A 24,764-nucleotide genomic window follows, 5' to 3' on the forward strand; every position below is an offset into this window, starting at 1 on the left:
GCAGGCACGGGGCAGGCGTGGGGCAGGCGTGGGGCAGGGGCGCGGGCGCACAGCCCGCCGCCGACGCCCCCCGCGCGTCAGGCGACGGGTGTCGCGGCGGCCGCGGCCTCGTCGTCTTCGGTGGCCACGAGCTGGCCGCACGCGCCGTCGATCTCTTTGCCGCGGGTGTCGCGGAGGGTCGTCGGGATGCCGGCGTCGTTCAGCCGCCGCACGAACTCGTTCTGCACCGGCACGTCGGACGCCGTCCAGATCGAGCCCGGTGTGGGGTTCAGCGGGATGGGGTTCACGTGCACCCAGCCGCGACCGCGGGCGTTCAGCTTCTCGGCCAGCAGGTCGGCGCGCCAGGCGTGGTCGTTCATGTCTTTGATCAGGGCGTACTCGATCGAGACGCGGCGCCCCGTCTTGTCGAAGTAGGCGCGGGCGGCATCCAGTGCCTCGTCGACCTTCCAGCGGGAGTTCACCGGAATGAGCTCGTCGCGCAGGTGATCGTCGGGCGCGTGCAGCGACAGCGCGAAGGTCACCGGGATGTCTTCGTTCGCCAGCTTCGTGATCGCGGGAACCAGGCCCACCGTCGACACCGTGATGCCGCGCGCGCTCATGCCGAGTCCGTGCTCCTTGTCGACCATGACGCGCACGGCCTGCATGACCCGGGCGTAGTTCGCCAGCGGCTCGCCCATGCCCATGAAGACGATGTTCGACACGCGATCGAGCGAGTGGTCGTCGCTCTTCTTGCCGCCCAGGCCACCCTCGGCGATGAGACGGTTGGCGCGCACGATCTGCTCGATGATCTCGGCCGCCGACATGTTGCGCGTCAGCCCCGCCTGCCCGGTCGCGCAGAACGGGCAGTTCATGCCGCACCCGGCCTGCGACGAGACGCACAGCGTAATGCGGCCCGGGTAGCGCATGAGCACCGATTCGACGAGGGCGCCGTCGTGCAGCTTCCACAGGAACTTGATCGTGTCGCCGCGGTCGGTCTCGAGGCGGCGCACCTCGGTCAGCAGCGGCGGCAGCATCCCCGCGACGAGCTCGTCGCGACCGGATGCCGGAAGGTCGGTCATCGCGGACGCGTCGGACGTGTAGTGGGTGAAGTAGTGCTTCTCGAGCTGCTTCGCGCGGAAGCCGGGGAGCCCGAGCTCCTTCACCTTGGCCACGCGCTCGTCGGCCGTGAGGTCGGCGAGGTGGACCGGGGGCTTGCCGCGCTTGGGGCTGGCGAACTGGAGCAGCGGGCGACCGGTCTCGTCTTTCTGCTGCTGCCAGCCCTCGGTCTTGGGCCGCACCTGGCGAATACCGGTATCGGCCGGGGCCCCCGCGGGGCGCACCTGCCGGGGCGTGGTCGTGCGCACGGGGGGCTGATCGGTCATGCCTTCCAGGGTACCGGCGAGCACCTGCACCCCGGCTGGGCGCGGGCTCGGCCGCACAACTCCGGCCACACCGCCCCTTCCCACGCCCCCCGCGCGCCCAGAGCCCGCTCCTGCAGGAGTTGTGCAGATGGATGCCGCGCACCCCGCGACACGGCAGCCCTAAACTGCATCCCATGCCCGGTGCCGGTGACGTCTCCATCCCGCCCAGCGGCGTCCAGAAGCTGCTGAACAACAACGTCGTCGTGTCGATCGACGCCGACGGTCGCGAACGTGTCCTCATGGGCCGCGGCATCGGGTTCCAGCTCAAGCACGATGGGCGCATCGACCCCGCGAAGGTCGAGAAGACCTTCGTCCTCGACCAGGCCACCGACACCGCCCACGCGCAGAAGCTCCTCACCGACGCGCCGTATGCCCTCGTGCAGGCGGTGATGCGGGCCGTCGACGAGGCCGAACGCGAACTCGGGCGCGACCTCGGGAGGCGTCTGCCGCTCGCGGTGATCGATCACGTGCACTACGTCGTCGAGCGTCTCGACCAGGGGATCCGGATCCCCGGCACGTCGATGCCCGAGTTGCGCATCCTCCACCCCGACGAGTCGCGCGTCGCCGAGCACATGGCCGCCTCGATCGCGGCATCCCTGGGGCGAGAGCTGCCGCCCGAGGAGGGGGTGTTCCTCACGATGCACCTGCTCAACGCCACCCGCGACGAGCCCAACGGCACCGCCGCCCTGCTGTTCCGGCGCGTCCAGCACGTCGTTCGCACGGTCGAGACGGGTCTCGGTACCTCGCTCGACACCGGCAGCGCCGACTACGCCCGGTTCATCCTGCACGTGCGCTTCCTGCTGCAGCGGCTCGTCGAGCGCACGATGCTCGCCAGCGGGGACTCGTCGTTCTTCGAGTTCGCCAAGCACCGGTATCCGCGGGCGTTCGGCATCGCCGAGTCCGTGAAGGCCTACGTCCTGGCCGCCACGGGCTCGGCCCTGACCGACGAAGAGGTGCTGTACCTCATCGTCCACGTCGAGCGGCTGGCCACGAGCATGGGGCGTGCCGACGATACTGGCGGCCCCGGCGCCCCGGTGCTATAGTCACCGTCGCAGGTGTCACACCCTGCCGACGATTTTCTGGATTGTTACCGCGCGAGCGGGCAAGACCTGAACTCACATCGCTTCCGAGCGATGAACGGGTTCGGGTCTTTTTTATTGCCCGAAACACTCCGGGGTCGTCGCCACAGAACAGTCGACAGGCCGCGCAGATGCGGTGAAAGGCAGGCGGATTCCAATGACGGATCACGCGAAAACGGCGGCGGGTGTCCTCGCCGGTGTCGGTGGAGAGAGCAACGTCCAGTCCCTCGTGCACTGTGCGACGAGGCTCCGGTTCGTGCTGAAAGACGAGAGCAAAGCGGATGCCGCGGCGATCCGCGCCACCCCCGGCGTCATCACCACGGCGCAGGCCGGCGGGCAGTACCAGGTGGTCATCGGCAACGACGTTCCCGACGTCTACGCCGCCATTCAGGCGCAGACGAAGCTCGGCGGCGGCGCAGACGCGAGTGACGACGCCCCGAAGGGCAGCATCTTCAACCGCTTCATCAAGATGATCTCGGCGATCTTCACGCCGATCCTGTGGGCGCTCGCCGGCACGGGTCTGCTGAAGGCCTTCCTCGCCGCCTCCGTGACGTTCGGCTGGATGGATGCCACGACCACCACGTACACGATCCTCAACGCGCTCTCCGACGCGCTGATCAACTTCCTCCCGATGGCCCTGGCGATCACCGCGGCGCGCTACTTCAAGGCATCCGAGTTCACGTCGTTCGCCATCGCCGGCGCCCTCGTCTACCCGTCGATCACGGCCCTCACGGGCGCGCCCGACGTGACGTTCTTCGGTATCCCGGTGACGATGGTCAGCTACGTCTCGAGCGTCATCCCGGTGATCATCATCGTGTGGCTGCAGAGCCACGCCGAGCGTGTCCTGCTGCGCGTGCTCCCCGGCGCGATCCGCCGCTTCGCCACCCCGATGATCGTGGTGCTCGTCGCCGTGCCGCTGGTGTTCGTCGTCATCGGCCCGATCTCGGCCCTCATCGGCGGCGGTCTCGCCGCGGGCATCGGCTGGGTGTTCCAGACCGTGCCGTGGCTCGGCGGCGCGATCATGGGCGGCCTGTGGCAGGTGTTCGTGATCTTCGGCCTGCACTGGGGCCTGGTGCCGCTGTTCCAGCTCGAGTACCAGACCACCGGCATGATCCTGCTCATCGGCCCGGTCTTCGCCGCGGTCCTCGCCCAGGCGGCCGCGGTCGCCGGCGTCCTCGTGCGCACGCGCAACAAGAACCTCCGCTCCCTCGCCGCACCGGCGACGCTCTCGGGCTTCCTCGCCGGCATCACCGAGCCCGCGATCTACGGCATCAACCTGCCGCTGAAGCGTCCCTTCGCCTTCGGCGTCGTCGGCGGCGCCATCGGTGGCGCGATCATCGCGATGGGCGGGGTCTTCTCCACGGCCTTCGTGGTTCCGTCGGGCCTCGCGCTTCCCGCCCTCCTCGGCAACGGCAACATGGTCATGCTCGGCATCGGCCTCGCCGCGGCGATCCTCATCCCGTTCCTGCTCGTGGTGCTCGTGGGCTTCCGTGACCCCGCCGACGACGCGGGCACCCCCGCACCGACCGCCGCGACCGACGCCGTGGTGCTCTCCCCGATCGATGGGACCGCCGTCGCCCTCAGCGAGGTTCCGGATGCCGCCTTCGCCGACGGCTCCCTGGGCCGGGGCGTCGCGATCCGCCCCACCTCGGGGGCGGTGTACGCCCCGATCGACGCCACCGTCGTCGCCGCGTTCCCGACCGGCCACGCCGTGGGGCTGCGCGGCACCGACGGCGTCGAGCTGCTGATCCACGTGGGGCTCGACACCGTCAAGCTCGGCGGCGAGCACTTCTCGCTGAAGGTCTCCTCGGGCCAGCAGGTGAAGGCCGGCGACCTCCTGCTGGAGTTCGACGGCGACGCGATCGAGCGCGCCGGCTACGACCTGATCACCCCGGTGATCGTGACCAACGGCGAGCTCTACCCCGACATCGCCGACGTGGCATCCGGTCCCCTGTCCCACGGCGAGACCCTGTTCCGGGCCGTGTCGGTCGACTCGATGACCTCCGCCCGCTGACCCCTGGAGAAAAGAATGACGAACACCCCCTTCCCCGACGGCTTCCTCTGGGGCGGCGCGACCGCGGCGAACCAGATCGAGGGCGCGTACGACGAGGACGGCAAGGGCCTGTCGGTGCAGGACGTGATGCCCCGCGGCATCTCCGGTCCGCGCAGCGAGCGTCCGACGCCCGACAACCTCAAGCTCGTCGGCATCGACCACTACCACCGCTACGCCGAGGACATCGCGCTGTTCGCCGAGATGGGGTTCTCGGTCTACCGCTTCTCGATCGCGTGGAGCCGGATCTTCCCGAACGGCGACGAGACCGAGCCGAACGAGGCGGGCCTGGCGTTCTACGACCGCGTGCTCGACGAGCTCGAGAAGCACGGCATCGAGCCGCTCGTGACGATCTCGCACTACGAGACGCCGCTGCACCTCGCCGAGGCGTACGGCGGGTGGACGAACCGCGCGCTGATCGGGTTCTACGAGCGCTACGCCCGCACGCTCTTCGAGCGCTTCGGCAGCCGCGTGAAGTACTGGCTGACGTTCAACGAGATCAACTCGCTCCTGCACGCGCCGTTCATGAGCGGCGGCATCCCGATCCCCGAGGGCGGCGTGCCCACCGCGCAGCTGTACCAGGCGATGCACCACGAGCTCGTGGCATCCGCCCGGGCCACCCGCATCGCCCGCGAGGTGGCACCCGACGCGCAGGTCGGCTGCATGGTGCTGTCGATGCCGATCTACCCGCTCAGCCCGTCGCCCGCCGACGCGGTCGCGGTGATGGAGGCCGACCACGGCAACCTCGTCTACGGCGACGTGCACACCCGCGGCGAATATCCCGGGTACTTCCTGCGGACCCTCCGCGAGAAGGGCATCGAGCTCGACATCACCGACGAGGACCGCGCCGACCTGACGAACACCGTCGACTTCGTCTCGTTCAGCTACTACATGTCGATCGCCGAGACCGCCGACGCCGGGAAGAAGGTCGGCGGCGAGGGCAACATCATGGGCGGCGTGCCGAACCCGACGCTCCCCGCGAGCGAGTGGGGCTGGCAGATCGACCCGGTGGGGCTGCGCCTCGTGCTCAACCAGTTCTGGGACCGCTGGCAGAAGCCGCTGTTCATCGTCGAGAACGGCCTGGGCGCCCGTGACCAGCTGGTCGAGGTGGACGGCGAGAAGACGGTCGTCGATGACTATCGCATCCAGTACCTCAACGATCACCTCGTGCAGGTCGGCGAAGCGCTGGCGGACGGCGTCGACGTGCTCGGCTACACCTCGTGGGGCTGCATCGACATCGTCAGCGCCAGCACGGCGCAGCTCAGCAAGCGATACGGTTTCATCTACGTCGACCGCAACGACGACGGCTCCGGAACCCTCGATCGGTACCGGAAGAAGTCGTTCCACTGGTACGCCGACGTCATCCGGACCAACGGCGCGTCCCTGACGCGCTGATCCCATCGATCGGGTCGGCCCCGGGCCTCACGGCCCGGGGCCGATCCTGTGGAGTGCACATGACCCGCATCGCCTTCCTCGACGTCGACGGCACGATCCTCGAGCACGGCTCAGCGATCGCCCCCTCGACGGTGACCGCCATCCGCCAGGCCCGCGCCAACGGCCACCTCGTGTGGCTGTGCACCGGCCGCGCCGAGGGCGACATCCACCCCGACGTCAAGGCGATCGGTTTCGACGGCGCCATCAGCAACGGTGGCGCCTATGCCACTCGCGACGGCGAGATGGTGGTGGAGCACCCGATGCACCGCGATGATGTGGCCGCGATCGAGGGGTACTTCGCCGCCCATGGCATCCAGTACTTCCTCCAGACCCATGAGGCGGTGTTCGCCTCCCCCGGCATCGAGCCCCTCATGGACGAGTACGTGCGCGCACGGCGGGCCGAGCGCGCCGCGGAGCTCACGGCCCTCGGTTTCGCCGCCCCGACGACGTCGCCGATTCCGCGCACGCGTCCGCTCGCGGAGATCGATCGCGATCAGGTGGCCAAGGCCGTGTTCATCAGCCCCGCCCCCGACACCGTCGCGCACGGCGCGCAGGAGCTGGGCGAGCGGTTCCACGTGATCCCCGGGTCGATCCCGCTGCCGGGCGGATCCAACGGCGAGATCGGCCTCGCCGGGGTCACCAAGGGCTCGGCGATCCTCGAGGTGCTCGCCCTGCTCGGCCTCGACGCGGTGGATGCCATCGGCATCGGCGACAGCTGGAACGACGTCGAGATGTTCGAGGTCGTCGGCACCCCCGTCGCCATGGGCAACGCCCAGCCCGAGCTGCAGCGCCTCGCCGGGCGCGTGACCACCGCCGTGCTCGACGACGGCGTGCACAACGCCTTCGCGGAGCTCGGGCTGATCTGAGCGCGCGCCCCCTCTCGCGATAAACGCGATCGGCGGGGAGAAACGGCCCGGCGGCGCGTTTCTTCCCGCCGATCCCGTTTATCAGGGCCTGCGCGGGGGCGCGGGGCGCGGGCGCGCGGGGGCGCGGGGCGCGTCAGTCCAGGAAGATGTCGGGGTACAGCGCGGCGTCGGGGGTGCCGGGCACCGCGGCGTAGCCGGAGAAGTCCGTGACGCCGGCGGCCTCGAGCACGTCCTCGACGATGAGCGTCTGCCCGGTGCGCTCGCGCGCCGGCGCCGTGAGCACCTCGTACGCCGCGTCGGCGTAGATCTCCGGCGTGCGCGAGACGGCCATGAGCCGGTCGCCGCCGATGACGTTCTGCACCGCCGCGGTCGCGATGGTCGTCCGCGGCCACAGGGTGTTCGCGGCGATCCCGGCATCCGCGAACTCCGCCGCCATCCCGAGCGTTGCCATCGTCATGCCGAACTTCGCGAGGCTGTAGCCGGTGTGCGCGCCCAGCCATTTCGGCGTGACGTTCAGGGGCGGCGAGAGCGAGAGGATGTGGGGGTTCGCGGCACCCGTCAGCATCGGGATCGCGGCGCGCGAGAGCAGGAACGTGCCGCGAACGTTCACGTCTTGCATGAGGTCGTACTTCTTCGTCGCGAGGTCGAGCGAGCCCGACAGGTCGATGACGCTGGCGTTGTTGACGACGATGTCGATGCCGCCGAACTCGCCCGACGTCTTCAGGACCGCCTCGGTGATCGATTCCTCGTCGCGCACGTCGCCGACGATCGGCAGCGCCCGCCCGCCCGCGGCCCGGATCGCCTCGGCGGCGGTGTGCACCGTGCCCTCGAGCTTCGGGTGCGGGGTGTCGGTCTTGGCCAGCAGCGCGATGTTCGCGCCGTCGCGCGCGGCGCGCAGCGCGATCGCGAGGCCGATGCCGCGGCTTCCGCCCGACATCAGGATGGTCTTTCCGGCGAGCGTCACGCTGTTCCTTTCGCGGAGCGGGCGGCGAAGGCCGCGACCCGCGCCCGCGCCTCGGGGGTGTCGAAGGCCGCACCGATCGTCGCGGCCTCGTCGGCGAGGTTCTCGACGAACGTCCGGCCGGCGCCCCCGCGCACGAGCCGCGTCGCCTGACCGAACGCGGCGGTCGCCCCGTCGAGCCAGAACCGCGCGATCTCGTCGACCCGCGCCGACAGATCCGTGGATGCCACGACCTCGGCGACGAGTCCCCAGTCGAGGGCCTCCGCAGCATCGAGCATGCGGTCCTGGAGCAGGAGCTGCAGGGCGCGGCGCTGGCCGATCGCCGCGGGGAGGAGTGTGGAGACCCCGAGGTCGGGAGTGAGGCCGATGTTGGCATAGCGACTGACGAAGCGGGCGTTCTCGCTCGCCACGACGTAGTCCGCGGTGAGCATCAGCCCGAGGCCCCCGCCCGCGACGGCCCCCTGCACCGCAGCCACCATCGGCAGCGGCGCCTCGACGAAGGTGCGGATGCCGTCGTGGATCGCCTCGGCCGTCGCGGTCACCTCCGCACCCGCGGCGCCGCTCGCCGCCATCGCCACCACGTCGCCGCCCGCGCAGAACGCGGGGCCCGTGGCATCCAGGATCACCGCTCCCACCGACGCGTCAGAGGTCACCTCGTGCGCGACCGCGCGCCAGCGTCGGGCCATGGGGAAATCCATCGCGTTGAGCGAGGCCGGACGGTCGAACGTGACGCGGGCGAGAGCGCCCTCGACGTGGAGCCGGATGCCGTCGGTCATTTCGGGGCCATCCGGATCGCGCCGTCGAGGCGGATCGTCTCGCCGTTGAGGTAGCCGTTGTCGACGATGGCGAGCACGAGGCGCGCGTACTCGTCGGGGGCGCCGAGGCGTGAGGGGTGCGGCACCTGCTGGCCGAGCGAGTCCTGCGCGGCCTGCGGGAGTCCCTTGAGCATCGGGGTCTCCATGATGCCGGGGGCGATCGTGACCACCCGGATGCCGTGACGCGCGAGCTCCCGCGCGATCGGCAGGGTCATCGCGTGCACGCCGCCCTTGCTGGCGGAGTAGGCCGGCTGCCCGATCTGCCCGTCGAAGGCCGCGACACTGGCGGTGGTGATGATGACGCCGCGGTCACCGCCGTCGGTCGGGTCGGTCGCGGCGATCACGGCCGAGGTCTGCGCGATGACGTTGTACGTGCCGAGGAGGTTCACCCGGACCACGCGCTCGAAATCGGCGAGCGCGGTGGGGACGCCGTCGCGATCGAGCACCTTCGCCGGCGGGGCGATGCCGGCGCAGTTGACGACAACGCGCAGTGGGCCGGCGTCGGCGGCGAGCGCGGCCGCGTCGGCGATCTGCTCGGGATCGGTCACGTCGGCCGGGGCGAACGAGGCGCCCAGGTCGTCGGCGATGCGCGCGCCGTCCGACGAGGGGAGATCGACGACCGTGACGTGCGCGCCGGCGGCGGCGAGGCGGCGCACCGTCGCCAGACCCAGGCCCGAGGCCCCGCCGGTGACGAGGGCGGATGCACCCGTGATGTCCATGCCTTCTCCTTCGAAGCAGAAACCGAGTGTCACTCTACCCGGGACTCAGGATCGCGTCGATCGCGGCCACGTCCACCCGGAGACGCGCACGGGGTGCGTGCGCAGCGCCGCCGTCGCCGAGCCGTCGGCGAGGAGAGCGATCTCGTCGGGCGTCCAGCCGTAGGCCGTGCGCAGCCGTTCCGATAGCACCGCCACCGCCTGCGGAATGCCGACCTCGACACCGCGCGGCACCTGGCCCGCCTCCGGGTCGAGCGCGCGCCCCGCGGCACGCAGGTCGAGCACGAGGGCGCGCACCCGGTCGGGTCCGTACGCCGCCGATGCCAGACTCCAGTCACCCACCACGACGATCGTCCCGGTGCGAGGGGTGGATGCGCGCTCGGGAGCGCCCCGGGTCAGCACCCGCAGCTGCACGACCGCGATCCCGATGGCGAGGATGACCAGCGATCCGACGACCATGGCGGGGAGGAACGAGAACCCGACGGCGTAGGGCGGGGACCCCCACCCCAGGACGGCGGCGACCGCGAGGCGCGCGAGAGAGAAGAGGGAGTACCCGCCGGTCGCGATCGCGATCGTGAGCATCGGCGCCCGCGGTTCGACCTGTGCCCGCGCCGCCGCCCAGGCGCACGCGCCGCACGTGGCCGCGAGCACCGCGACCTTTACCGCCAGGGAATCAGGAAGCGGGGTGAGGGAGGTCACGACCGCAACGACGATCGCCACGACGAAGGCGAGGAGCGACGTGCGCAGCGCGCGGCGCCCCTCGAGAGTGCGGACGGCGACGAACAGCAGGAGCGGCACGAGAACCATGCACATGTCTCCGAGCGCGAGAGCGACCGAGCCGCCCCCGCTGCCGTAGGCCAGGTAGAGAACACTGGCGCCGACGGCGGCGATCCCGGATGCCGCGGCGAAGCGCAAGAACAGCGCCTGCGGACCCCGCGCACCGACGTGCGGCATGGCGACGAACAGCACGGCCGCGACGACGGCGACGCTGATCACCAGAAGCGCATACGGATAACCCACGGCATCCCCTCACACGCGTTCCGGGCGAGTACCCCCGACGCCCGGGTAACAGAGTAGCCCCCGGGGCAGACGGACCAGTGATGTTCACCGCATCGTTAACCCGGGGTCGAGATATGTCGGGATCACCCGACTAGCCCCCCACGAAGCGGAACGCCCCGGTTGCCACGGCGACGAGCAGCGCCACGCCGATCAGCCCCACGGCCCCCGTCAGCGCCACGGCGTCGCGCGGGTGAAGCCGCGAGGGCCGCGCCCAGGTGCGCTCGGTGTCGGCACCGAAGCCGCGGGCCTCCATCGCGGTGGCGAGCATCGTGCCGCGGCGCACGGCGAAGACCAGCAGCACGAACGCCATCGAGAAGAACCGCCGCACGGCTCCCCGGTCGCCCAGACCCCGCGCGCGGCGGGCGAGGGTCATCGTGCGCCAATCGTCGACGAAGAGACCGACCGTGCGCGCTCCCGCCAGAACGCCGAGCACGAACCGACTCGGCAGCTTCGCGACCTGGGCGAGCGCATCGGCGAGCTCGGTGGGGTCGGTGCGGCCGAAGAGCAGGATCGTGGGCAGCCCCAGCGCGATCACCCGGATGAGCACCGCGATCGACAGGGCGATGGAGTCGTCGCTGATCGTGGCGAAGAGGAACTGTCCGTAGACCGTGCCGCCCGGCCGGGCGTACAGCAGCATGCTGAACGCCGCGATCGGCGCGAACACCGCGACGGGGACGAGGCGGCGCAGCACCGTCGCGTACGTGAGACCGGTGAGCGGGACGCATAGGAGTTCGAGCACGACGGCGGTCGCGGCACTGACGGCGTCGAGCGTGACGAACAGCGGCACCGACAGCACGAGCGCGATGACGATCCGCGTGACGGGGTTGACCCCATCGAGCCACGCGATCGCCTGCTCCCGACGAGAGATGAGCCCGGTCACGCGGCATCCCCCAGCACGATCCGGTGCTGACCGAGATGGCGCACCACGTCGGCGTCGTGGGTGACCGCGACCACCGTGCGGCCGCGCGCGATCTCCCGCTGCAGGAGCCCGACGAGTTCGCTCCAACCGCGCCGGTCCTGACCGAACGTCGGCTCGTCGAGCACGATCACCGCGGGTGACGACGCGAGCACCGTCGCCACCGACAGCCGCCGCTTCTGCCCGCCCGAGAGCGTGAAGGGGTGCGCCTCGGCGAGGGAGGCCAGATCGAGCCGCTCGAGCAGCTCGTCGACGATCGCGTCGACCTGGGATGCCGGCATCCGCAGCGCCCGCGGACCGACGGCGAGCTCGTCACGGAGGGTCGCCGCGAGAAACTGGTGCTCGGGCTCCTGGAAGACGGTGCCGATGCGGGTGAGCAGCTCGGTCGAGCGCCAGCGCGACGGGCGGCGCACGCCGCGGGCGGCGAGCGAGGGCGCGGCGACCACCTCGCCGGACAGCTCGGGGAGAAGCCCCGCCAGCGTCAGCGCGAGCGTCGACTTGCCGGCGCCGTTGGGTCCCGTGACCACCGTTCCGGCTCCGACGGGCACGGACAGGTTCAGCGCCGACCGAACGGGCTCCCGGCGATCGCGACCGATCGTGAGCATCGACGTCGAGAGCGCGGCATCCACCCCCGACGACACCGGCTCCAGAACGGGGAGATCGACCGGACGCCCCGGCACCCACACCCCCGCCGCGGCGAGCGCATCGCCGTGCTCGGCGAACACCCACGCGGGCGGGCCGTCGGCCAGCAGACCTCCGCCGGGGGCGAGCACGATGACGCGGGTGACCAGGTCGGCCCACACCGCGGTGCGGTGCTCGATGAGCACGAGGGTCGTCTCATCGCGAGCAACGACGCGCTCGACGGCGGCGCGCACCTCCCGCACCCCGTCGGGGTCGAGGTTGGCGGTCGGTTCGTCGAGCAGCAGCAGCCCCGGCCGCATCGCGAGCACCCCGGCGAGCGCCAGCCGCTGCTTCTGCCCGCCGGAGAGCGCCTTCGTCGGGCGGTCCGGCGGCACGGTCAGACCCACGGATGCCATCGCCTCGGCGACACGGGCCGGAATCGCGTCGGCGGGGACCCTGAGGTTCTCGCAGCCGAACGCCACGTCGTCGCCGACTCTCGACAGCACGACCCCCGCCTCGGGGTCCTGCAGCACGAGTCCGATGCGCCCGCGCTGCGCCTCGGGCGGTGCCCCGTCGACCAGGATGCGGCCGGTGCGCTCGCCCTCGTCGCTCCCGCCGAGGAGGCCCGCCAGGCCCGCGAGCAGCGTCGACTTACCGGCACCCGACGCGCCGAGCAGCAGCACGCGCTCGCCGGGCTCGATCACGAGGTCGACGTCACGGGTGGCGGGGAGGCGCCGGCCGGCGTACCGCCACCCCCAGCCGTCGACGTCGACGCGAGCGGGATGCGGCATCAGACGTCGCGGCGCCGTTCCCGCCCCGCGGCGAATCGGCCGAGGGCACCCGTCGCGGCGAGGGCGCGCACGAGCAGCCAGCCGACCAGACCGGCCAGCAGCGCCCCCGACACCACGAGCGTGCCGAGGTACAGCAGGTTGAACTCGACGGTCTTGAGGATGTTGGGGGAGCTTCCGACGAAGAACTCCAGCACCCACGCGCCGATACCCGCGCCGACGCCGGCGAGCATGGCCACCGGGAGCGTGAAGCGCAGGTAGAGGAACGCCAGGAAGATGAGCTCGGCCCCGAGCCCCTGCGCGAGGCCCGAGAAGATCGTGCTGATGCCCCACACGTTGCCGATGAGGGCCGAGACGATGGCGGCGACGAGCTCGACCAGGAGTGCCGCGCCCGGCTTGCGGATGACGAGCCCGCCGACGACGCCCCCGAGCAGCCAGATGCCGACGGCAATGCCGCCCAGGCCCGGGGTGAACCCGTCCATCGCGGCGAACCACAGGCCGCCGACGGTGTTCCAGGCCCAGAACACCAGGCCGATCGCGACACCGAGGACGGCGGCGACGACGATGTCGACGACGCGCCAGCGGAAGCGGTCGGACGTGGCGACGGCGGGTGCCGTGCGGGCAGACGTAGACGTGTGCATTTCTCTCCTCCCTGCGCCGGCATGATCCGGATCAGGTTCGACGGTCGAAGCGTGGGTCGCTTCCTCTCAGCCCGGCTCACCGGACTCCCGTGGTTGTGTTTCCCGAGTATAGGCAGGTCGCCGGGGTAGCGTGGGCGGGTGCACGACGAGACCCCGGCCACGCGGCGCGCGCTGCGCGATCGGGAGGCACCCTCGAGCGAGGGCGAAGGCGAGGGTGAGGGCGAGACCCCGGCCCCCGACACCGCCGTCGCTCCCGAGTCCCCCGACACCGCCGTCGCTCCCGAGCCCGCCACCCCGGCGTCCACGCCCATCGGCGCGCCGATCGCGCTGACGTGGGTCGACCCCGCGGAGGCGAGCGCGCCCCGGCCCGCGCCGGAGTTCGTCGTCGCCGGCCCCGTATCGCCGACGGCCGACCTGCTGGGCAGGCATCGCCGCCGGATCCTGCGTCCGGGCACCGTCGTTCCGACGCTCCTGATCCTGCTGCTCGTCGCCGCCTACAGCGCGGTGACGCTGCTCTGGCCGCTGAACGCGGTCACCCCCCGCGTGCAGGCGGTCGGCGTCCAGACCACGGTGGCCCCGATATCTGCCCCGGCCTGGCCCGGCCAGGGGGCGGCCGCGGTCGCGGTCGAGGGCATGCCCGATGTGCTCTCGTCCGCGGACGCCCCCGAGTCGATCGCGAGCATCACGAAGGTCGTGACGGCTCTGCTCGTGCTCGACCGTCTCCCCCTCGCCCCCGGCGAACAGGGGCCGACCTACGCGTTCACCGAGGCCGACAGCGCCGATTACTGGCAGTACCGCGCGCGCGGCGAGTCCTCGCTCGACGTCCCCGTCGGCGGGACCCTGACCCAGTACCAGATGCTCCAGGGCATGCTGATCGCCTCGGCGAACAACTACGCCCAGCGCCTGGCATCCGATCTCTGGCCCTCGAACGCCGACTTCGTCGCCGCCGCGAACACCTACCTGACCGACCGTGGGATCACGGGCATCACGATCGTCAACCCGACGGGCATCGAAGCCGGGAACGTCGCGACGCCGGGCGCGCTGATCGCCCTCGCCGAGAAGGCGCTGCAGAACCCCGTGATCGCCGAGATCGTGCGCACCCCCGAGCTCACGCTCCCGGGGGCGGGGTCGTTCCGCAACGGCAATCCGTTGCTCGCCGACCCGGGGGTGATCGGCATCAAGACCGGCACCCTGGATGCCTGGAACCTGCTGTCGGCGAAAGAGTTCGTGGTGGGTACGAGCACCGTTCGCGTCTACGCCGCCGTGCTCGGGCAGCCCGGTCCGGCGGAGCGCGACCAGGCGAGCCGCGATCTGCTCGCCCGCCTCACCGAGGAAGTGCAGGCGCGCACCTCGGTGCCCGCGGGGACCGTCGTGGGCCGTGTCTCGACGCTCTGGGGGAACGATGTCGACATCGTCACCGCCGAAGACGCGATCAATGTGCTCTGGAACGGCGCCCGCGCGGAGTCTTCCTCGACGTTCGACCTCGGCGAGGCGCGCGGACAGGGCGACACGGTCGGCGCGCTGTCCACGACCGGGCCGCTCGACATCGACACCGTCGAGGCGCGGCTGGCGACCGAGATCGAGCCACCGAGCCCCTGGTGGCGGCTGACCCATCCCCTCGACCTGCTGGGGCTCAACGACTGACCCGCTGTGCTACGGTCGCGGCAGTGACACGGGGTGCCCTTCGGGGCTGAGAACACACCCGTCGAACCTGATCTAGTTCGTACTAGCGAAGGGATGTCGCGAATGGTCGTTCGCACGTCGTCGTCTCCGTCCACCCCCGCCGAGGCCCTGGCCGCACTGCGGGATTCCCCGCCGCTCGTGCAGTGCATCACCAACGCCGTGGTGACCAACTTCACCGCGAACGCGCTCCTCGCCCTCGGCGCCGCGCCCGCGATGTGCGACATCCCCGGCGAAGCGGGAATGTTCGCCGGTGTTGCCGGGGGCGTGCTCGTGAACCTCGGCACCCCGACCGCCGAGCAGCGCGACGCCGCGCGGGAGGCCGTCGTCGTCGGCACGCCGTGGGTGCTCGACCCGGTCGCCGTCGGCGCGCTGCCGGTGCGCACCGCGCTCGCGCACGAGCTGCTCACCGCACGGCCCGCCGTGATCCGCGGGAACGCATCGGAGGTCCTCGCCCTGGCCGGGACCGGCGCGGGCGGCCGCGGCGTCGACTCGACCGACACCCCCGAGGCCGCGCTCGACGCCGCCCGGGCGCTCGCCGCCCGCACCGGCGGGACCGTCGCCGTCTCGGGCGCCGTCGACCTGATCGTGGATGCCGAGCGCACCGCGCGCGTGCCCGGCGGCAGCGTTCTGCTCACCCGGGTCACCGGCGGCGGCTGCGCCCTCGGCGCGGCGATGGCGGGCTTCCTCGCGGTGACCGACCCGTTCACCGCGGCGACTACGGCCAGCGCGGTGTGGGCCGTGGCGTCGGAGCGTGCCGCGGCGGCCTCGACCGGACCGGGATCGTTCGCGGTCGCGTTCCTCGACGCCCTCGCGGCGATCGAACCGGCCGACCTCGAGGGGCGGGTGCGGGCATGACCGACGTCGACCTGAGCCTGCACCTCGTCACCGATCACCGGATGCCGTTCGCCCGCGTGGCAGATATCGTCGACGCCGCCGCGAGCTCCGGTGTCAGCGTCGTGCAGTTCCGCGACAAGACGGCGACCGGGCACGACCTGTTCGACCGCGTCACGGCGCTCGCCGACGTCATCGCCGGGCGGGTCATGTTCGTGGTCGACGATCGCGTCGACGTCGTGCTCGCCGCCCGCGCGGCGGGCGCACGCGTCGACGGCGTGCACCTCGGCCAGACGGATCTGCCGGTCTTCGCCGCACGCCGGCTCCTGGGAGCCGATTCCCTCATCGGCTGGACGGCGAACACCGCCGCGCACTTCGCGGCCGCCGCCGCGCTCCCGTCCGGCACCGTCGACTACCTCGGGGTCGGCGTCATCCGCGCCACCTCGACCAAGACAGATCACCCGGAACCGCTGGGCATCGACGGATTCGCCGGGCTCGTGGCATCCGCCCCTCTGCCCTGCGTCGCGATCGGCGGGATCGAGGTGGGCGATGTCGCCGCTCTCCGGCGGGCCGGTGCCGCGGGCGTCGCGGTGGTGTCGGCCGTGAGCGGTGCCGCGGATCCCGCGGCAGCGACGCGGGCACTGCGCGGGGCGTGGGCATGATTCCCCGCGTGCTGAGCATCGCCGGCACCGACCCCACCGGCGGCGCGGGGGTCCAGGCCGACCTCAAGTCGATCGCCGCGCTCGGCGGGTACGGCATGGCCGTGGTCACCGCGCTCGTCGCGCAGAACACCCGAGGGGTGCGCGACGTGCACGTGCCGCCCGTGGCGTTCCTCGACGCGCAGCTGCGGGCGGTGAGCGACGACGTCGAGATCGACGCGGTGAAGATCGGGATGCTGGGGTCGGCCGAGGTCGCCGCCGTCGTCGCCGCGTGGCTCGACGAGATGCGCCCCGCGGTGGTCGTGCTCGACCCCGTCATGGTCGCGACCAGCGGCGACCGCCTGCTCGACGCCGACGCCGAAGACGCCGTGCGCGACCTCTGCCGTCACGCCGACCTCGTCACCCCGAACCTGCCCGAGCTCGCGGTCCTCGTCGAGGAGCCCGTCGCCGCGGACTGGGACACCGCCGTCGCGCAGGCCCAGACACTGGCGGCGCGGGCCGGCACCGCGGTGCTGCTCAAGGGCGGACACCTCGCCGGACCCGACAGTCCGGATGCCGTCATCGACGCCGCGGGGGTGCACCTCGTGCCCGGCCGCCGCGTCGCGACCCGCCACACCCACGGCACCGGGTGCTCGCTGTCGTCGGCGATGGCGACCCTCGCCGCGCACGGCCTCGACTGGCCCGCGGCTCTCACCCGCGCGAAGCGGTGGCTCACTGGCGCGCTCGAGAACGCCGAGGCCCTGCACGTCGGGCGGGGCAACGGTCCGATCGACCACTTCCACGAGCTACGGCCCTTCCTCGACCTGGGCGGCTCGTGGACCGCCGAGCGGTGGGCGGCGACAGCGGCGGTGCGCGCCAACGTCGATCGGTGCGCGTTCGTGCGGGGACTGGCATCCGGAGACCTCGATCGCGAGGCTTTCGCCTGGTACCTCGCCCAAGACCTGCTGTACCTGCGGGAGTACGCCCGTGTGCTGGCGCGCGCCGCGGCGCTGGCCCCGACGGCCGAGGAGCAGCGCTTCTGGGCGGCGGCGTCGGTCTCGTGCCTCGCCGAAGAGGCGGCGCTGCACGAGTCGCACGTGGATGCCACCGACCTCGCGCCGGCGCCCGCCACCACCGCCTACACCGACCACCTGCACGCGGTCTCGGCCGCGGGAGCGTACGCGGTGCTCGTGGCCGCGGTGCTGCCGTGCTTCACGCTGTACACCGACATCGGTGCGCGGTGGCGCGGCACGTTCACCGCCGCGCACCCCTACGCCGATTGGCTCACGGCCTACGGCGACGAGGCCTTCGCGGCGTCGTCGGCCGAGGCCACACGGATCGTCGATGCCACGGCCCGCGCGGCCTCCCCCTCCGTCCGCGCCGCGATGGCCGCGGCGTTCGACCGGTCGATGGCGCTGGAGCTCGCGTTCTTCGAGGCGCCGTTGCGCGGGTGAGGGCGGGCCGAACTCCTGAGATTTCGCGGCGGGGCCTCCCCGGCTCGCTGGAGGAGACCTCCACCGACGCGATTCTCAGGAGTTCTGACCGGGCCGGGTCAGCCGCTCTTGCGGCGGAACTCCCGCTTGGTGACGGCTCCGTGCGTGCCCTGCACAGCGGAGTGACCGTCCAGGTGCGCCTGACCCGACCGGTGCTGCCCGTTCTTCTTCTCGAGGGCTTCCTTGAACTTTCGCTTCATGTCGTCGGATGCCGTGGCATCCGGGGTCTCGTCGGTACTCATGTCCCCACCCTAGGCACCTCCGACGAGCCGCCGCCGCGCGAAGGGCCCGAGCGTGGCCGTCAGACGTGGCGGACGCGCTGCTGCAGGCGGGTACGGATGTCGAACAGCTCGGTGCCGCCGACCTCGCGGGCCCCCGGGAGGCCGCGGCGCAGCAGTGTCGTGAGAGCGCTGCGGGCGACGAGCGCCACCGGGGTGCCGCGCACCTTTCCCAGCTCGGTCACCGCGTCGAGGATCGCGTCGTCGGGGAGCACGACGAGGGCACCGCTGAAGCGCACCCCGGACGCCCGCGCGACGACCCGAGCGCGGGAAACGAGCTGCGTCACGGGCGCGCCGATGACGTTCGGGCCCGTGATTTCGCCGCGCCGCACACCCACGGGGCCGCCGAAGTCTTCGCTGAGCATCGCGAAGAGACCGCTCGGCCCGAGCACGAGGTGATCGACCTTCTGCTCCGGGTCGAGGCCGTCACGGTCGGCGAAGACGTCGTGCCACACGGTGTACCCCATGCCGAGCTCGGCGACCAGTCGCGCGGTCTCCTCCTCGGCGAGCGCGTCGGCGAGGATGTGTCGGATCTCCGGCGGTGCCGACCGCACGAGCGCGGGGTCGTACGGGTCGGCGATGTCGACGCCGCGCCCGACCCACTCGCGGATCAGCGACAGGTAGCGCTCGCGCCGCCACCCGCCGGGCTGCCCGTACGCCCGGGCCCGCGGACGTGTGTCAGGACGCGCGGGAGTGGATGCCGTGGCCTCGCCGCCCCACTCGGCGGCGGCGTGCCCGCGCCCGCGGTCGTAGGCCGCGCGCGCCTCCGGCGTCCCGACGAGCTCCCACGCCCGCTGAACCTGCACGAACAGGGCGGCGTCGCCACCGGTGTCGGGGTGCGTCTCGCGCAACCGCACGCGATAGGCACGGCGCAGACCTTCGTCGTCGATCTCGGCCTCGACGCGAAGCACCTCGTATGCCGAGAGCGACATGGGACTGTCGAACACACCCTCATCCGTTCCGCCGCTCGGGCGCGGCATCCTCCAGGCTAGTCGGCGCCGTCTGTGCGGGGCCCGGGATCCGGCCGGGGACTCCCCGACGGCTGCACAACTCCGGCAGATTCCGGGAGTTCGCCCCGCCGCCCGGCCCACGGACGGATGCTGCAGGAGTTGTGCGCCCCTGGCTTTCACCCGGCCGCGCGCCGCCGACTGCACAACTCCGGCAGAACTGCCGGATGCCCGCGCCGTCGGCGCCTCAGCGACCACTCCGCAGGAGTTGTGCGGATGACACCGATCGCCCGCGACCGGACCCGGCGTCAGCGCCGTTCGTTGCGGCGGGCGTAGGCGGCGGCATCACGACTGGACAGGGCGAGCAGCACCAGAATGTCGAGACTCACCGTGATCAGGGTGGTACCCACGGTGATCTCCTGCCCGAACTCCCACCAGCCGATGAACGCCGCCGTGATCGAGATCGTCGACAGCAGCATTCCGATGACCCGCGCGACGTTGCTGCCGCGCAGCAGCAGGATGCCGAACACCGTCTGGATGAGGAAGATCACCCCCATGATGCCGAGGAACAGCCCGGCATCCACGTCGAAGTCGGAGAGCGTGAGCGCCGTCGGCTCGTCGGCGTCGCCACCCGCGGCAGCCGAGAGCACCTGCAGCCACGGCGGGAGGTCGAAGGCCACCGTGAAGGCCCACACGAGTCCCGAGACGGCGCGCAGCAGCACGAGCACTCCGCCGGCGACCGTCGCACCCGGCCGACGCATCATCGGGTCGTGGGTGACGGGGGCGGCGAGCGGCTCGAAGGCCGCCCTCTTTTTCGGATGCCGCTCGCTCACGGTCGCGCCTCCCCGGTGATGCCCTGCGGGCTGGCATCCATCCGCTCCCCGACGACCCGCGGGTCGACCCCGCGCACATCGAGGATCGGCAGGTCGCCGTCGGTGGTGATGCTGTCTCCCCCGCCGTTGCGCGAGTGGTAGCCGGTGGAGAAATCACGGATGACATCGACCGCGACGCCCGGCACCGCTCGCACCGTCTCGACGATGTGGTCGCGCTCGATGTCGGTGTCGGCGTCGATGCGGTGGGTGACCTGGAGCGTGAAGAGCGAGAGTCCGACGGCGCGGTCGAACGTTCCCGCCGCGAGCCAGTCGACCCGGCGTCCGCCCGGCAGCAGCCACTCGTCCGGGCACTGCCAGAGGCGCACGTGGTGACGCTGCGCCGGCGACCCCGCGACCTCCTGCTGGTAGGCGAGGTCGTGCATACGGCCGAAAAGGAACAGCGGGCTCACGGGTGCCGTCGGATAGCTGCGTCGAGTGAGCGTGGATGCCACGATGCGCCACGACGAGGCGAAGCCCACGGGGTCAGCCGGGATCCATCCCGCCGCGGCCATCGCCGCCTCGATCCGGGCCCGGTCGCCGTGGAACGCGAGGTTGACAGGGTCGCCGAGCAGACCGTCCGACGTGCGCGTGCGCCCCATGAAGTAGTCCGGCACGTAGATGGAGGTGAGGATGCGATGCAGTCTCGGCAGCACGAGGTACGCGAGGAGGCCCCAGAACACCAGCGCCATGACGACGCCGCCCCAGCCGAGGGTGAAGGTCTGGGTGAAGCTCAGGTAGGCGAGCCAGACGGCGGCGAGGCCGGCGAAGACGAAGAAGAACCCGTCGAGCATCCGCCCGATCGACCACCGCCGTCGCGGTCCGTGCGTCGTCATCGCGCCGTCACCACAGCGCAGGCTCGGGGGCGTAGGCGAAGGCCTCCGCGACGCGGTCGGGCGGGAGGTCGTCGAGGCGCGACGGCGTCCACGAGGGCGACCGGTCCTTGTCGACGAGCTGCGCGCGGATGCCCTCGACGAGGTCGGGCTGGGTGGCGGCGAACCACATGACCAGACCGTACTCCTGCTCCAGCGCCGCGCGCAGCGAGGGGAGGGCGCGGGCGCGGCGCACGGCCTCGAGCGTCACGGCGATCGCCGTCGGTGCCGAGGTCTCCAGGAGATCCGCGGTGGCGTGGGCCTCGGGCTCCCAGCGCTGGCGCAGGCGGTGCAGGATGCCGCCGAGGTCGTCCGCCGAGAACGCGTCGTCGATCCACGGGCGCCAGGTCTCCAGGTTCGACCGCTCCGGGGTCTCGTCGAACAGCAGCACCAGTTCGGTGGGGCTCGCCGGGTCGGCGCGGAACTGCAGCGCCTCGTGGAGGGCGGAGAGGTGCGCGGTGGGCACGAGGTGGTCGGCGAATCCCGCGTACAGCGCGTCCGCGGCATCCATCGTCGCCCCGGTGAGGCCGAGGTACTCGCCGAGGCGCCCGGGGGCGCGGCCGAGAAGCCAGGACCCACCGACGTCGGGGGTGAATCCGAGGCGCGTCTCGGGCATCGCCAGGCGCGATCGCTCCGTGACGATGCGGATGCGCGCGTGGCCGGCGAGACCGATGCCGCCGCCCATCGTGACGCCGTCGGCGATCGCGACGAGGGGGGTGGGGTACGCGGACAGGCGGGCGTTGAGCGCGTATTCCTCGCGGAAGTAGGTGTGCACCTCGTCGAGGCGTCCCGCCACGATGAGGTCGTAGAGCGCGCGCACGTCGCCGCCGGCGCAGAAGCCCCGGTCGCCCGCGCCGTCGAGCAGCACGAGGTCGACGTCGGAGTCGTGCTCCCAGCGGTCCAGCGTCGTCGCGAGAGCGCGGATCATGCCGAGATCGAGGGCGTTTATCGCGCGCGGACGGTTCAGGGTCAGGTGGCCGACGCCGCGCCAGGCTCGCGCGGCGACCGCGTCGTCGTCGGATCGCTGTGCGTTCACGGTGCCACGTTACACAGACCGCGAGATGGGTTTTCGGCCCCGGATCGGGGAAGATGAGGAAAACGCCCGCCGAACGAGAGGTGCCCGATGCCCGAAGGACAGGTGCTGGAGTTCTCGGGGCTGACCAAACGCTTCGGCGCGGTGTCGGCCGTCGACGGACTGACCGCCCGGGTGGAGCCGGGCCTGGTCACCGGATTCCTCGGCCCGAACGGCGCGGGCAAGACCACGTCGCTGCGCATGCTGCTGGGGCTCGTGCGTCCCACGTCGGGCACCGCCACGATCGGTGGCCGTCGATACGCCGACCTCGCGGCGCCCCTGCAGAGCGTCGGCGCCGCGCTCGAGGCATCCAGCTTCCACCCGGGGCGATCGGCCGCGAACCACCTGCGGGCCTACGCCCGGGCCGCGCGGTTGCCCCTCTCGCGCGTCGACGAGGTCCTCGGGCTCGTCGGCCTCGCCGACGTCGCCGGACGCCGGGTCGGCGGATACTCCCTCGGCATGCGGCAGCGGCTGGGCCTGGCGACGGCGCTGCTGGGCGACCCCGGCGTGCTCGTGCTCGACGAGCCTTCGAACGGTCTCGACCCCGAGGGCATCCGCTGGATGCGCTCGCTCCTGCGTCACCTCGCCGAAGAGGGACGCACGGTGCTGATCTCGTCGCACCTCCTCAGCGAGGTGCAGCAGACCGTCGACGCTCTGCTCATCATTTCGCGCGGCCGACTGGTGTTCCAGGGCGGCACCGAAGACCTCGCCGACCCCGACGAATACGCCACGGTCGTGGACTCCCCCGACCGCGACGCCCTGTCGCGCCTCCTCGACGAGCGCAGCATCGACTACCAGCTGCTGCGCAACGGCTTCACGATCCGTCACCTCGAGCCCGTCGAGATCGGGACGATGGCCGCCGGCGCGGGCGTGGCGCTGTCACACCTGCAGAGCAAGGGCGCGAGCCTGGAGGACATCTTCCTCGACCTGGTCAGCGGAGCGCGCGTGCACGCGAGCGCCGCGGGGCCGGTCGCGCCGGCACCGGTGGGGGCTCCGGATGCCGTTGTCCCGGCGCCCACGCCAGCAGCGGCGCCCACGCCGGTAGACGCGCCGGCTCCGGTCGAGGCATCCCCATCGGCCGACGCGGCCGCGCCGGTAGAGGCGCCCCGCCGCTCGACGGAGGTTGTGCCGGTATTCGCCCCGCCGCGGTCCGCGGTCGGCGACGCGGCCCCGGCCGGGCCTGACGCCGAGGCGAGCGCCCCGCGTCCGTCGTACGCCGTGGCCTCGACGGGCGTCATCGACGTCGTGCCCTCCGGCGACGAAGCCCGCACCGACGACACGGAGGTGCAGCGATGAGCGTGATCGCCTCGACCCGTTCCGAATACACGAAGCAGTTCTCCACCGCCGGGTGGTGGGTGCTCGCCATCGTGCTCGTGGTCTACGTCGGCTTCACCGCCGGTGTGCTCGCTCTCGCGTTCGGGGGCGTGGCATCCGGTCGTCTCACGGGAGCCAACGGCCCCGCGCCGACGGCAGAGGGGCTGCCCGCGCTCATCTACAGCTCCGCGACGGCGGTGGGCTACGTCTTTCCGCTCCTGATCGGGACCCTGATGGTCACGACGGAGTTCCGGCACAAGACCCTCACCCCCACGTTCCTCGCCACACCGCGTCGCGGTGTCGTTCTGGCGGGGAAGTTCGTCGTCGGCATCCTGGTCGGGCTCCTCTACGGCGTGCTCGGCTCGATCGCGGCGATCGGCGCCGGGGCGGGCGTGCTCACCGCGTTCGGCCTCGACACCGCGCTCGGGGAGTCCGACACCTGGGTGCTCGTGGGCCGAATGCTGCTCGCCTTCGCGCTGTGGGTGGTGGTCGGGATCGGCGTCGGCACGGTCGTGCGCAACCAGGTCGCGGCGATCGTGATCGTGCTGGCCGTGACCCTGTTCGTGGAGCCGATCGTGCGGACCGTGGCCGGTATCGTCGACGGGCTCGACGAGGTCGTGCGCTGGTTACCCAGCGCCGCGAGCGACGCGCTCGTGGGCCAGACGATCTTCGGCGCGGTGTCGACCGGCGGGTCGGAGCCGCTGGAGTGGTGGGCCGGCGGACTCGTGCTGCTCGCCTACGCCGTGGTGCTCGTCGTGATCGGCCTGTTCACCACCTGGCGCCGCGACATCGACTGAGGCGTTCGGGCAGGCTGAGGGGCGCGGGGCGTTCGGGCGGCGGGCGGGCCGGCCCGGGCAGGGCCGTGCCGCGAGAGCACACGTTCGAGACGAGCGCACACGTTCGAGACGTCCGCACCGTGTGCGCTCGACCCGAACGTGTGCATTCGGCGCCAAGGCCCGCGCCGGCAGACCTCCGCGCCGGCGTCAGGAAACGAGGTCGGCGACGTCTTCGGGCTCGGATGCCACGTCGAGGCGCAGCGCCTTGAGCAGGGCCACCCCGTGCTTGGTGGTGAGTACGAGCCGCTCGAACTCGTCATGCCCGCGCAGGTCGACGACCACGCTGGGCTTGCGGCGCCGGATGATGACGAAGTCGTTGCCCCCGGCCGACTTCCACGTGCCCATCGCGACGGCGGTCGGCAGGTTGGTGCCGGGGTTGGGAACGCCCCGCAACCACGTCCACGCGTCGTCGGTGAGCTGGACGCGATCGATCGTGGAGCGCGGCACCACGATGTTGCGCTTGCGGAACGACAGGGCACGCTCGGTCGGCGAGAGCACGACCTCGAGCTGCGTCGAATCGAGCAGCAGGGTCACCATGGCATCCATCCTGCCAGCGCCGCGATGCCCGAATCACCGCCGCGCCTC

At 71.9% G+C, this 24,764-nt stretch carries 24 protein-coding genes and 2 riboswitches; of the genes, 10 read left to right on the forward strand and 14 right to left on the reverse strand.

Annotated features, from left to right (window positions below; all coding sequences use genetic code 11):
* Nucleotides 1-77: 77 nt before the first annotated feature.
* Nucleotides 78-1,361, reverse strand: coding sequence for a dual-specificity RNA methyltransferase RlmN (gene rlmN / locus ACU6WY_RS13420; RefSeq protein WP_483820140.1), 1,284 nt, complete (start codon nt 1,359-1,361; stop codon nt 78-80).
* Between the two features lie 173 nt (nt 1,362-1,534).
* Here rlmN and ACU6WY_RS13425 point away from each other — a divergent pair, with 173 nt between their 5' ends.
* The 4 genes from ACU6WY_RS13425 (at nt 1,535) to ACU6WY_RS13440 (ending at nt 6,829) form a co-directional block, all read left to right on the forward strand.
* Nucleotides 1,535-2,443 carry a PRD domain-containing protein gene (locus ACU6WY_RS13425; protein ID WP_483820141.1) on the forward strand — a complete coding sequence of 303 codons (909 nt, stop codon included), beginning with the start codon at nt 1,535-1,537 and terminating at the stop codon, nt 2,441-2,443.
* Between the two features lie 193 nt (nt 2,444-2,636).
* Nucleotides 2,637-4,493 (forward strand): beta-glucoside-specific PTS transporter subunit IIABC, encoded by a 1,857-nt coding sequence (locus ACU6WY_RS13430; RefSeq protein ID WP_483820142.1) that lies wholly within the window; start codon nt 2,637-2,639, stop codon nt 4,491-4,493.
* A 15-nt stretch (nt 4,494-4,508) separates the two neighbouring features.
* The gene (locus tag ACU6WY_RS13435) at nt 4,509-5,924 is read left to right on the forward strand and encodes a glycoside hydrolase family 1 protein (protein WP_483820143.1); all 1,416 of its coding nucleotides are present in this window, start codon (nt 4,509-4,511) and stop codon (nt 5,922-5,924) included.
* Nucleotides 5,925-5,983: 59 nt separating this feature from the next.
* Complete coding sequence (locus ACU6WY_RS13440) at nt 5,984-6,829, forward strand: Cof-type HAD-IIB family hydrolase (RefSeq protein WP_483820144.1); 846 nt, start codon at nt 5,984-5,986, stop codon at nt 6,827-6,829.
* A 133-nt stretch (nt 6,830-6,962) separates the two neighbouring features.
* Here ACU6WY_RS13440 and ACU6WY_RS13445 read toward each other — a convergent pair whose 3' ends face one another.
* The 7 genes from ACU6WY_RS13445 to ACU6WY_RS13475 form a co-directional block, all read right to left on the reverse strand.
* Nucleotides 6,963-7,793 (reverse strand): SDR family oxidoreductase, encoded by an 831-nt coding sequence (locus ACU6WY_RS13445; protein ID WP_483820145.1) that lies wholly within the window; start codon nt 7,791-7,793, stop codon nt 6,963-6,965.
* Entirely contained in the window at nt 7,790-8,566 is a 777-nt protein-coding gene (locus ACU6WY_RS13450) for an enoyl-CoA hydratase/isomerase family protein (RefSeq protein WP_483820146.1), read from the reverse strand. Before ACU6WY_RS13450 ends, ACU6WY_RS13445 begins: the two co-directional genes overlap by 4 nt.
* Nucleotides 8,563-9,324, reverse strand: coding sequence for an SDR family NAD(P)-dependent oxidoreductase (locus ACU6WY_RS13455; protein WP_483820147.1), 762 nt, complete (start codon nt 9,322-9,324; stop codon nt 8,563-8,565). Before ACU6WY_RS13455 ends, ACU6WY_RS13450 begins: the two co-directional genes overlap by 4 nt.
* A 45-nt stretch (nt 9,325-9,369) precedes the next feature.
* Nucleotides 9,370-10,341, reverse strand: a complete 972-nt coding sequence (locus tag ACU6WY_RS13460; protein WP_483820148.1) for a hypothetical protein — start codon at nt 10,339-10,341, stop codon at nt 9,370-9,372.
* A gap of 130 nt (nt 10,342-10,471) precedes the next feature.
* On the reverse strand, nt 10,472-11,260 hold the full coding sequence (locus tag ACU6WY_RS13465; RefSeq protein WP_483820149.1) for an energy-coupling factor transporter transmembrane component T family protein: 789 nt from the start codon (nt 11,258-11,260) through the stop codon (nt 10,472-10,474).
* Nucleotides 11,257-12,708 (reverse strand): ABC transporter ATP-binding protein, encoded by a 1,452-nt coding sequence (locus ACU6WY_RS13470; protein ID WP_483820150.1) that lies wholly within the window; start codon nt 12,706-12,708, stop codon nt 11,257-11,259. The genes ACU6WY_RS13465 and ACU6WY_RS13470 overlap by 4 nt, the downstream gene beginning before the upstream one ends.
* Entirely contained in the window at nt 12,708-13,346 is a 639-nt protein-coding gene (locus ACU6WY_RS13475; protein ID WP_483820151.1) for an ECF transporter S component, read from the reverse strand. The genes ACU6WY_RS13470 and ACU6WY_RS13475 overlap by 1 nt, the downstream gene beginning before the upstream one ends.
* Nucleotides 13,338-13,447, reverse strand: a riboswitch (TPP riboswitch). (Overlaps the previous gene by 9 nt.)
* A 37-nt stretch (nt 13,448-13,484) precedes the next feature.
* On the opposite strand from ACU6WY_RS13475, the gene ACU6WY_RS13480 reads away from it, so the two are divergent.
* From ACU6WY_RS13480 to thiD, 4 genes are all read left to right on the forward strand, one after another.
* The gene (locus ACU6WY_RS13480) at nt 13,485-14,990 is read left to right on the forward strand and encodes a D-alanyl-D-alanine carboxypeptidase family protein (RefSeq protein WP_483820152.1); all 1,506 of its coding nucleotides are present in this window, start codon (nt 13,485-13,487) and stop codon (nt 14,988-14,990) included.
* 19 nt (nt 14,991-15,009) lie between these two features.
* Nucleotides 15,010-15,101: riboswitch (TPP riboswitch) on the forward strand.
* On the forward strand, nt 15,093-15,884 hold the full coding sequence (thiM, locus tag ACU6WY_RS13485; protein ID WP_483820153.1) for a hydroxyethylthiazole kinase: 792 nt from the start codon (nt 15,093-15,095) through the stop codon (nt 15,882-15,884). Its footprint overlaps the riboswitch before it by 9 nt.
* On the forward strand, nt 15,881-16,522 hold the full coding sequence (gene thiE, locus ACU6WY_RS13490) for a thiamine phosphate synthase (RefSeq protein ID WP_483820154.1): 642 nt from the start codon (nt 15,881-15,883) through the stop codon (nt 16,520-16,522). The genes thiM and thiE overlap by 4 nt, the downstream gene beginning before the upstream one ends.
* Nucleotides 16,523-16,530: 8 nt before the next feature.
* Nucleotides 16,531-17,952 (forward strand): bifunctional hydroxymethylpyrimidine kinase/phosphomethylpyrimidine kinase, encoded by a 1,422-nt coding sequence (gene thiD, locus ACU6WY_RS13495; RefSeq protein ID WP_483820155.1) that lies wholly within the window; start codon nt 16,531-16,533, stop codon nt 17,950-17,952.
* 98 nt (nt 17,953-18,050) lie between these two features.
* On the opposite strand, the gene ACU6WY_RS13500 is transcribed toward thiD, so the two are convergent.
* From ACU6WY_RS13500 to ACU6WY_RS13520, 5 genes are all read right to left on the reverse strand, one after another.
* Nucleotides 18,051-18,233 (reverse strand): DUF5302 domain-containing protein, encoded by a 183-nt coding sequence (locus ACU6WY_RS13500; protein ID WP_483820156.1) that lies wholly within the window; start codon nt 18,231-18,233, stop codon nt 18,051-18,053.
* Between the two features lie 59 nt (nt 18,234-18,292).
* The gene (locus ACU6WY_RS13505; RefSeq protein WP_483820157.1) at nt 18,293-19,216 is read right to left on the reverse strand and encodes a DnaJ domain-containing protein; all 924 of its coding nucleotides are present in this window, start codon (nt 19,214-19,216) and stop codon (nt 18,293-18,295) included.
* 308 nt (nt 19,217-19,524) lie between these two features.
* The gene (locus ACU6WY_RS13510; protein ID WP_483820158.1) at nt 19,525-20,049 is read right to left on the reverse strand and encodes a hypothetical protein; all 525 of its coding nucleotides are present in this window, start codon (nt 20,047-20,049) and stop codon (nt 19,525-19,527) included.
* On the reverse strand, nt 20,046-20,921 hold the full coding sequence (locus tag ACU6WY_RS13515; protein WP_483820159.1) for an LssY C-terminal domain-containing protein: 876 nt from the start codon (nt 20,919-20,921) through the stop codon (nt 20,046-20,048). Before ACU6WY_RS13515 ends, ACU6WY_RS13510 begins: the two co-directional genes overlap by 4 nt.
* 7 nt (nt 20,922-20,928) lie before the next feature.
* A complete protein-coding gene (locus tag ACU6WY_RS13520) occupies nt 20,929-21,993 on the reverse strand; it encodes an enoyl-CoA hydratase/isomerase family protein (RefSeq protein ID WP_483820160.1) in 1,065 nt (354 codons plus the stop codon).
* A gap of 87 nt (nt 21,994-22,080) precedes the next feature.
* Here ACU6WY_RS13520 and ACU6WY_RS13525 point away from each other — a divergent pair, with 87 nt between their 5' ends.
* Nucleotides 22,081-23,325 carry an ABC transporter ATP-binding protein gene (locus ACU6WY_RS13525; RefSeq protein ID WP_483820161.1) on the forward strand — a complete coding sequence of 415 codons (1,245 nt, stop codon included), beginning with the start codon at nt 22,081-22,083 and terminating at the stop codon, nt 23,323-23,325.
* Nucleotides 23,322-24,140: an ABC transporter permease gene (locus ACU6WY_RS13530; RefSeq protein ID WP_483820162.1), complete on the forward strand. Its 819-nt coding sequence runs from the start codon at nt 23,322-23,324 to the stop codon at nt 24,138-24,140. Before ACU6WY_RS13525 ends, ACU6WY_RS13530 begins: the two co-directional genes overlap by 4 nt.
* A 186-nt stretch (nt 24,141-24,326) precedes the next feature.
* On the opposite strand, the gene ACU6WY_RS13535 is transcribed toward ACU6WY_RS13530, so the two are convergent.
* On the reverse strand, nt 24,327-24,716 hold the full coding sequence (locus ACU6WY_RS13535) for a hypothetical protein (RefSeq protein ID WP_483820163.1): 390 nt from the start codon (nt 24,714-24,716) through the stop codon (nt 24,327-24,329).
* Between the last annotated feature and the right edge of the window lie 48 nt (nt 24,717-24,764).

Source organism: Microbacterium sp. ZW3a (assembly GCF_057167165.1).

Excerpts from the sequence above, each read along its gene's own strand:
- ACU6WY_RS13440 (WP_483820144.1), top strand. The coding sequence starts at position 5,984 with ATGACCCGCATCGCCTTCCTCGACGTCGACGGCACGATCCTCGAGCAC.
- ACU6WY_RS13455 (WP_483820147.1), bottom strand. The coding sequence starts at position 9,324 with ATGGACATCACGGGTGCATCCGCCCTCGTCACCGGCGGGGCCTCGGGC.
- ACU6WY_RS13475 (WP_483820151.1), bottom strand. The coding sequence starts at position 13,346 with ATGCACACGTCTACGTCTGCCCGCACGGCACCCGCCGTCGCCACGTCC.
- ACU6WY_RS13450 (WP_483820146.1), bottom strand. The coding sequence starts at position 8,566 with ATGACCGACGGCATCCGGCTCCACGTCGAGGGCGCTCTCGCCCGCGTC.
- ACU6WY_RS13515 (WP_483820159.1), bottom strand. The coding sequence starts at position 20,921 with ATGACGACGCACGGACCGCGACGGCGGTGGTCGATCGGGCGGATGCTC.
- ACU6WY_RS13525 (WP_483820161.1), top strand. The coding sequence starts at position 22,081 with ATGCCCGAAGGACAGGTGCTGGAGTTCTCGGGGCTGACCAAACGCTTC.
- thiE (WP_483820154.1), top strand. The coding sequence starts at position 15,881 with ATGACCGACGTCGACCTGAGCCTGCACCTCGTCACCGATCACCGGATG.
- ACU6WY_RS13530 (WP_483820162.1), top strand. The coding sequence starts at position 23,322 with ATGAGCGTGATCGCCTCGACCCGTTCCGAATACACGAAGCAGTTCTCC.
- ACU6WY_RS13430 (WP_483820142.1), top strand. The coding sequence starts at position 2,637 with ATGACGGATCACGCGAAAACGGCGGCGGGTGTCCTCGCCGGTGTCGGT.
- ACU6WY_RS13435 (WP_483820143.1), top strand. The coding sequence starts at position 4,509 with ATGACGAACACCCCCTTCCCCGACGGCTTCCTCTGGGGCGGCGCGACC.
- rlmN (WP_483820140.1), bottom strand. The coding sequence starts at position 1,361 with ATGACCGATCAGCCCCCCGTGCGCACGACCACGCCCCGGCAGGTGCGC.
- thiM (WP_483820153.1), top strand. The coding sequence starts at position 15,093 with ATGGTCGTTCGCACGTCGTCGTCTCCGTCCACCCCCGCCGAGGCCCTG.
- ACU6WY_RS13500 (WP_483820156.1), bottom strand. The coding sequence starts at position 18,233 with ATGAGTACCGACGAGACCCCGGATGCCACGGCATCCGACGACATGAAG.
- ACU6WY_RS13470 (WP_483820150.1), bottom strand. The coding sequence starts at position 12,708 with ATGCCGCATCCCGCTCGCGTCGACGTCGACGGCTGGGGGTGGCGGTAC.
- ACU6WY_RS13535 (WP_483820163.1), bottom strand. The coding sequence starts at position 24,716 with ATGGTGACCCTGCTGCTCGATTCGACGCAGCTCGAGGTCGTGCTCTCG.
- ACU6WY_RS13425 (WP_483820141.1), top strand. The coding sequence starts at position 1,535 with ATGCCCGGTGCCGGTGACGTCTCCATCCCGCCCAGCGGCGTCCAGAAG.